We start from the raw sequence: 6439 nt of genomic DNA on the forward strand, positions 1-6439 counted from the left end.
CATGCGCATCGTCAGACGGACCACCGCGGCCGCTGTCCTCGCCGCCACCTGCCTCGCGGCCGCCGCCTGCTCGCCCGGCACCGCCGTGCCCGCCGGCGAGAAGGCCGCCGACGACAAGACCGGCACCCTCCAGGTCTGGCTGTACAACGAGGCGGGCAACGCCGCCAAGGAGGCGGTGATCAGCAAGGCGGTCGCCGAGTTCCAGGCCTCCCACCAGGGCGTCACCGTCAACGTCAGCTACATCGACACCGACGCCTCGGCCCGGGCCGCCAAGATGAAGGGCGCGTTCAACGACCCGAACAGCGCCCCCGACCTGGTCGAGTTCGGCAACACCGACCTGCCCGGCTACGTCGCGGCCGGCGGCCTGGCCGAGATCGGCGCCGACCTCGACAAGTGGAAGGACAAGGGCGACCTCGACCCGGCGATCGCCGCGACCGCCGTGCTCGACGGCAAGACCTACGGCCTGCCGTGGTGGGTCGGCGTGCGCGCGCTGTACTACCGCACCGACCTGTTCACCGAGGCCGGCCTGGCCGCGCCCACCTCCTACGCCGAGCTGGTCGCCGCCACCGAGAAGATCCACGCCGCGCACCCCGACACCTTCGGCATCGCGGTCGGCGGCAAGTACACCTTCGGCGCGCTGCCCTTCGTCTGGGACGCGGGCGGCGACATCGCCGCCAAGGAGGGCGACAAGTTCAAGGCGGCGATCAACTCCCCCGCCTCGCAGGCCGGCATCAAGCGCTACACCGACCTCTTCACCGAGAACGGCTGTCCGGTCCAGCAGTGCGCCGACCTCACCGGCGGCAAGACCGTCGACCTCTTCGCGGCCGGCAAGGCGGCGATGGCGATCCTGCCCAACTCCAGCCGCAGCAAGGTGGACGCGGGCGCGGCCAAGGACAAGTACGCGGTCGTCCCGCTGCCCGGCGAGAAGGCCGGCTCGATCGCCCCGGCGTTCGCCGGCGGCAACAACCTCGGCGTGATGAAGGCGGCCAAGCACCGCACCCTGGCCGTGGAGTTCGCCGAGCTGCTGGCGAGCCCGGCGTACCAGGAGCAGATGTACGACGCCATGGGCAACCTGCCGACGCTGAAGTCGGTCAACGGCAAGGTCGCCGCCAAGGACGCCTTCCTGAAGCCGTTCACCGACACCATCGCGGCCGGTACCAAGTTCGTGCCGCTGCACCAGGCGTGGGCGCAGATCGACGCGCAGTCGGTCATCCCGACCATGCTCCAGCAGGTCGTCACCGGCAAGGCGGACGTGGCCAAGGCCTCGGGCGACGCCGCCACCCAGATCACCTCGGCGTTCTCCGCCAACTGAGCGCCGCGCGCCCACTGAGCGCGGGCCATCCGAGAGCCCGGGCCGGCTGATCCCGGGTCCGGTGGGTCCACGCCACCGGACCCGGGCCCACCCGGCATCCAGAGAGCAGGTCCCGTACGTGTCCGCATCCACCACGACCGCCCCGGCGGCGCCGCCTTCCCCGAGCGGGTGGCGTCGGGGCAGGGCGTCGGCCGCGCCCCCGCGCGGCCGGCGCCGACCCCCGCTGCTGCTCCTGCTGCCTGCGGCGGTCATCATGATCCCGCTGGTCGCCTACCCCATCTACCAGCTCGGCCTGCTGTCCGTGCTGGACTTCGGGCAGGCGCAGGCGTCCGGCGGTGTGCCGACCAGCTTCGTCGGCTTCGGCAACTACCGGAAGATCCTGAGCGACGGGCAGTTCTGGTCGGTGCTGCTGCAGACGATCGGCTTCGCCGCGTTCTGCGTGGTCGCCACCCTGGCGGTCGGCGCCACCCTCGCGGTGCTGCTGACCAGGGTGGGCCGGGTGCCCCGGCTGGTGCTGACCACCGCCGCGATGGCGGCCTGGGCGGCGCCGGCGATGACCGGTTCGACGGTGTGGAGCTTCCTGTTCGACACCAACCTCGGCCTGGTCAACAAGACCCTGGTGAGCATCGGCCTGGACGGCTTCCACGAGTACAACTGGTTCTACGACAAGTGGACGGCCTTCCTCATCGTCGGCGCCGTCGTCGTCTGGCACTCCTTCCCCTTCGTCATGGTGACGCTGTACGCGGGCATCAGGGCGATCCCGACCGAGGTCCTGGAGGCGGCGGCGCTGGACGGCGCCGGCACCTGGGCCACCTTCCGCCGGATCACCGCCCCGATGCTCCGGCCGATCCTGACCATCGTGGTGATCCAGTCGGTCATCTGGGACTTCAAGGTCTTCACCCAGATCTACGTGATGACCGAGGGCGGCGGCATCGCCGGCCAGAACCTGGTGCTCAACGTCTACGCCTACCAGAAGGCCTTCGCCTCCTCGCAGTACGGGCTCGGCGCGGCCATCGGCGTGATCATGCTGCTGATCCTGGTGATCCCGACCGTCCTCTACATCCGCTCGCTGCGCAGGACGGGGAACGAACTGTGAACGCCCGTAGCCGCTGGCGCCTCGGCGCCAACACCACGGCCCTCCTGGTGGCCGTCGTCACCGCCTTCCCCATCTTCTGGATGGTGCTGTCGGCCTTCAAGCCGAAGGGCGAGGTGCAGTCGCTCAACCCGCGCCCGTGGACGGCGCACCCGACGCTGGAGAGCTTCCGCCAGGTGCTCAGCGTGGACGGCTTCGGCCGGTACTTCGTCAACAGCCTGGTGATCGCGCTGTCGGTGGTGGTGCTCTCCGCGCTGGTGGTCTTCCTCGCGGCGGTCGCGGTGACCAGGTTCAGGTTCCGCTTCCGCACCACCATCATGGTGATGTTCCTGATCGCCCAGATGATCCCGGTCGAGGCGCTGACCATCCCGCTGTTCTTCATGTTCCGCGACGCGGGCCGGTTCGCGCCGGGCATCGGGCTCAACACCCTGGCCTCGCTGGTGCTGGTGCAGCTGGCCTTCTCGCTGCCCTTCGGGATCTGGATGATGCGGGGCTTCGTCGCCGCCGTGCCGGTCTCGATCGAGGAGGCCGCGCAGATCGACGGCGCCAGCCGGACCCGCATCCTGTGGACGATCCTGCTGCCGCTGGTCGCCCCCGGGCTGGCCGCGACCAGCGTGTTCTCCTTCATCGCGGCGTGGAACGACTTCGTCTTCGCCAAGACCTTCATCATCAGCGCGACCGAGAACCAGACCCTCCCCTCGGCGCTGCTGGTGTTCTTCAAGCCGGACGAGAACGACTGGGGCGGCATCATGGCGGCCTCCACGCTGATGACCGTGCCGGTGCTGATCTTCTTCATCGCGGTGCAGCGCAAGCTGGTCTCCGGGCTGGCGGGCGCGGTCAAGGACTGAGACCCGGCCCCTGACGAAAATCCCGCGACTGAGGAACTGCGGCGGGTGTAGCGTCCGGCCCCGTGGAGGTGGGGTCCATGGACCGGAAGCGTGCCGACGGGCAACTCGCGCAGATCGCCGAGACGGTGGGCCTCGCCCGCCGTCTCGGCACACGCGTCTGGCTGCGCGGCGGCTGGGCGATGGACTTCTTCCTCGGTGAGCAGAGCCGTGACCACGAGGACGTCGACTGGTTCGCCCCGGCCGCCGACGCCGCGGCGCTCGCCGCCGGGCTGCGCGCTCTCGGGTACCGCCCGCTGCCGGGCAGCCCGCCGGAGCAGCAGCTGGACTTCGTCCGCGACGGCCTGGAGTCGAGCTTCGCCCTGGTCGACCTCGCGCCGGACGGCCGGGTGCTGGTGGCCGGCGGCCCCTGGGCGGGGACGGCCTGGCCGGCCGGGCTGCTGGACGGGCCGCCGGGGCGGCTCGGCTGGCTGGACTGCCCGGTCGTCGCGCCGCGGGCGCAGATCGAGATCAAGCGGATGATGCCGCTCTGGGACCCGCTCCGCCCGCGCCGGGCCAAGGACGCCGAGGACGTCGCCCGGCTGCGGGAGGCGCTCGGACTTGCTTCGGAAGCACGGGACTAGGCGGCCAGGGTCTCCTCCGCGGACGGGACGCCGACCAGGGTGAACGCCGCGCCGCCGTCGTCGCGGACGACCGCGCGCCGCCCGAACGGGGTGGGCTCGGGGCCGGCCAGCACCGTGCCGCCGAGTTCGCGCACCCGCTCGACGGCGAGGTCGGTGTCGGCGGTGCCGAAGTGGACCGCCCAGCCGGCGTCGGGCCGCCGGGCGATCCCGCCGGCCGGCATCCCGGCGACCCGGAACAGGGTGGCGCCGTCGCTCTCGGGGCCGTACTCGTAGCCGAACACCCGCCGGTAGAACGCCCGGGCGGTGTCCGGGTCGGGGGAGTGCAGCTCGCTCCAGCTGAACGCGGCCGGCTCGTCGACCAGGCCCGCGCCCTGCCAGAGCAGCCCCTGCCGCAGGCCGAACACCGCGCCGGCCGGGTCGGCCGCGAGCGCCGCCCAGCCCTGTTCGGGCGGCACCTCGTACGGCTCCCGCAGCACGCGCCCGCCCGCCTCCCGGACCGCCGCGGCCGTCCGCTCGGCGTCGGCCACCGCCAGGTACGTCGTCCAGGACTGCCCGTCGCCCCGCGGCCGGGCGCCGAGGCCCGCGACCTGGGCGCCGCGCAGCGTGGCGACGCTCCAGCCGGGCATCTCGACGAACTCCCAGGCGAACAGCCGGCCGTAGAAGCGCCGGGCCCGCCCGGGGTTCACCGCGCCCAGCTCGACCCAGCAGGGGACGCCCTCGTGGTACCGGCCCGCCTTCGGCATGCCGCGGCCTCCCGTCGTCGGTGCGCGGTCGTCGGTGTGCCGTCGGGCTCAGGAGACGCCGCGCGGCCGGAACTGGATGCTGATCCGGGGGCCCGCCGGCCGGGCCGTCTTCGGCACCGCGTGCTCCCAGGTGCGCTGGCAGGAGCCGCCCATCACCAGCAGGTCCCCGTGCCCGAGGCGGTGCCGCAGCACCGGCGCGCCGCCGCCGCGGGGGCGCAGCAGCAGCGACCGGGGTTCGCCGACGGACAGGATCGCCACCATGGTGTCCTCGTGCGCGCCGCGCCCGATCCGGTCGCCGTGCCAGGCCACGCTGTCCCGGCCGTCCCGGTAGTAGCAGAGGCCCAGGGTGCGGAAGGGCTCGCGCAGCTCGCGCGCGTAGTGCGCGCTCAGCGCCGTGCGGGCCTCGCCGAGCACCGGGTGCGGCGGCGGGTCGGCCTCCCGGTAGGAGGCGAGCAGCCGGGGGACGTCCACCGTGCGCTCGTACATCTCGCGCCGCTCGGCCCGCCAGGGCACCTCGGCGGCCAGCTGTTCGAACAGCCGGTCGGCCCCGTGCAGCCAGCCCGGCAGCAGGTCGACCCAGGCGCCCGAGCCCAGGACCTCCCGGCGCACGCCCACCAGCGGCCCGAGCGCGGGCCCGGCCGGGCCGGGGTCGTCGAACAGCGACGGCTGGAGGTGGACGGTGGTGCTCATGGCTCCAGCCTACGCCGAAAATCGAACATGCATCCGAATCCAGGAGTCAGAGCGGGATGACCGTGAGGGTCCGCCCGAAGAAGTTGGTGACGTAGAGGCGGGTGCCGTCCGGGCTGACGGCCACACCGCGCGGGCCGCCGGACACGGCGATGGTGCGGAGCGGGGCCTCGCCGGCGAGGTCGATCACGGAGACCGTGTCGAACGGGAAGTGGGCCACGTACAGCCGCTCGCCGTGCCGGTCGACGGCCAGCCCGTACGGCCCCCGGTCGACGGTGATCACGTCCAGCGGTTCGGCCGGCGTGGGCCCGTCCACTTCGATGAGCTCGGTCGCGTCGTACACGGACACCGTGTTGGCGAAGTAGTTGCCGGCGTAGAAGCGGTTCCGTCCGCGGAGGCCGCGAGGCCGACCGGGAAGTCGATGCCGGTCAGGGCGCCGTGGCTCTTGGTGAGCAGGTCGGAGATCATCACCTGGTCGTCGATGGGGTTGGCGATCAGTAACTGCTCGGGGTGCACGGCGATGGCCAGGCCGTACGGCCTGGCGCCCATGTCGGTGACGATGGTCTCGCCGCCGGTGGCGGTGTCGAACACCTTGACGACGGTGCTGGACTGCTCGGCGACGTACAGGCGCTCGCCGGGCGGGTCCACGGCCACCCCGTACGGGCCGACGGCGACCGGGAAGGCCGTCGCGACGGTGTTCGCCGGGGTGTCGACGGCGGTGACCGTCCCGTCGAGGAAGTTGGAGACGTAGACCCGCCGGCCGTCGCTGCTCGCGGCCACGCTGTGCGGGCCCTCGCCCACCGGGATCGTCTCGTAGGTCTGGGAGCCGGCCCGGTCCGGGCCGGCCGTCGGAGTGGTGGAGAGTGACATGGTCCGCTCTTCCCTCTGGGGTCCTCCGCCGGCCTTCGACCGGGTGCGGCGCGGGGTGCCGCCGCAGGCGGCCGGGAAGCGTCCGGGGGCGCCGACCACCGGATCAGGGCCCTGATCGAGGGGCGCGCGGGTGATCGCCGCACTTCGATCGTACGCCGACCGCGGGCCCGGTCGACCGGGCCCGGCCCACGACCTCGCCGTGGTCCGGCAGGTCAGCGACCGGGTCGCGGTGATGCGGGCCGGGCGGATCGTGGAACAGGGCGACG

8 protein-coding genes are annotated in these 6439 nt (G+C 72.8%); 4 read left to right on the forward strand and 4 right to left on the reverse strand.

Going from position 1 to position 6439, the window contains the following annotated elements:
- Position 1 precedes the first annotated feature (1 nt).
- The 4 genes from ABT238_RS23095 to ABT238_RS23110 all read left to right on the forward strand — a co-directional run bounded on the left by ABT238_RS23095 (position 2) and on the right by ABT238_RS23110 (position 3873).
- Positions 2 to 1312, forward strand: a complete 1311-nt coding sequence (locus ABT238_RS23095; protein ID WP_350561356.1) for an extracellular solute-binding protein — start codon at positions 2 to 4, stop codon at positions 1310 to 1312.
- A gap of 118 nt (positions 1313 to 1430) precedes the next feature.
- Positions 1431 to 2408: a carbohydrate ABC transporter permease gene (locus tag ABT238_RS23100; protein ID WP_350561358.1), complete on the forward strand. Its 978-nt coding sequence runs from the start codon at positions 1431 to 1433 to the stop codon at positions 2406 to 2408.
- Positions 2405 to 3253, forward strand: a complete 849-nt coding sequence (locus tag ABT238_RS23105; protein ID WP_350561360.1) for a carbohydrate ABC transporter permease — start codon at positions 2405 to 2407, stop codon at positions 3251 to 3253. Before ABT238_RS23100 ends, ABT238_RS23105 begins: the two co-directional genes overlap by 4 nt.
- Before the next feature lie 77 nt (positions 3254 to 3330).
- Positions 3331 to 3873 carry a nucleotidyltransferase domain-containing protein gene (locus ABT238_RS23110; RefSeq protein ID WP_350783337.1) on the forward strand — a complete coding sequence of 181 codons (543 nt, stop codon included), beginning with the start codon at positions 3331 to 3333 and terminating at the stop codon, positions 3871 to 3873.
- Here ABT238_RS23110 and ABT238_RS23115 read toward each other — a convergent pair.
- Genes ABT238_RS23115 through ABT238_RS23130 form a run of 4 tightly spaced genes read right to left on the reverse strand, consistent with a single transcriptional unit; the run spans position 3870 to position 6173 of the window.
- Positions 3870 to 4616, reverse strand: a complete 747-nt coding sequence (locus tag ABT238_RS23115; RefSeq protein ID WP_350561364.1) for a VOC family protein — start codon at positions 4614 to 4616, stop codon at positions 3870 to 3872. The two genes, ABT238_RS23110 and ABT238_RS23115, sit on opposite strands and share 4 nt — an antisense overlap.
- Positions 4617 to 4664: 48 nt before the next feature.
- Positions 4665 to 5306: an alpha-ketoglutarate-dependent dioxygenase AlkB gene (locus ABT238_RS23120; protein ID WP_350783352.1), complete on the reverse strand. Its 642-nt coding sequence runs from the start codon at positions 5304 to 5306 to the stop codon at positions 4665 to 4667.
- Positions 5307 to 5352: 46 nt separating this feature from the next.
- Positions 5353 to 5619 (reverse strand): YncE family protein, encoded by a 267-nt coding sequence (locus tag ABT238_RS23125; protein WP_350783362.1) that lies wholly within the window; start codon positions 5617 to 5619, stop codon positions 5353 to 5355.
- Positions 5583 to 6173 carry a YncE family protein gene (locus tag ABT238_RS23130; RefSeq protein ID WP_350783370.1) on the reverse strand — a complete coding sequence of 197 codons (591 nt, stop codon included), beginning with the start codon at positions 6171 to 6173 and terminating at the stop codon, positions 5583 to 5585. Before ABT238_RS23130 ends, ABT238_RS23125 begins: the two co-directional genes overlap by 37 nt.
- Between the last annotated feature and the right edge of the window lie 266 nt (positions 6174 to 6439).

Origin of the sequence: Kitasatospora sp. NPDC001527 (genome assembly GCF_040298605.1) — a bacterium.
Lineage (GTDB): Bacteria > Actinomycetota > Actinomycetes > Streptomycetales > Streptomycetaceae > Kitasatospora.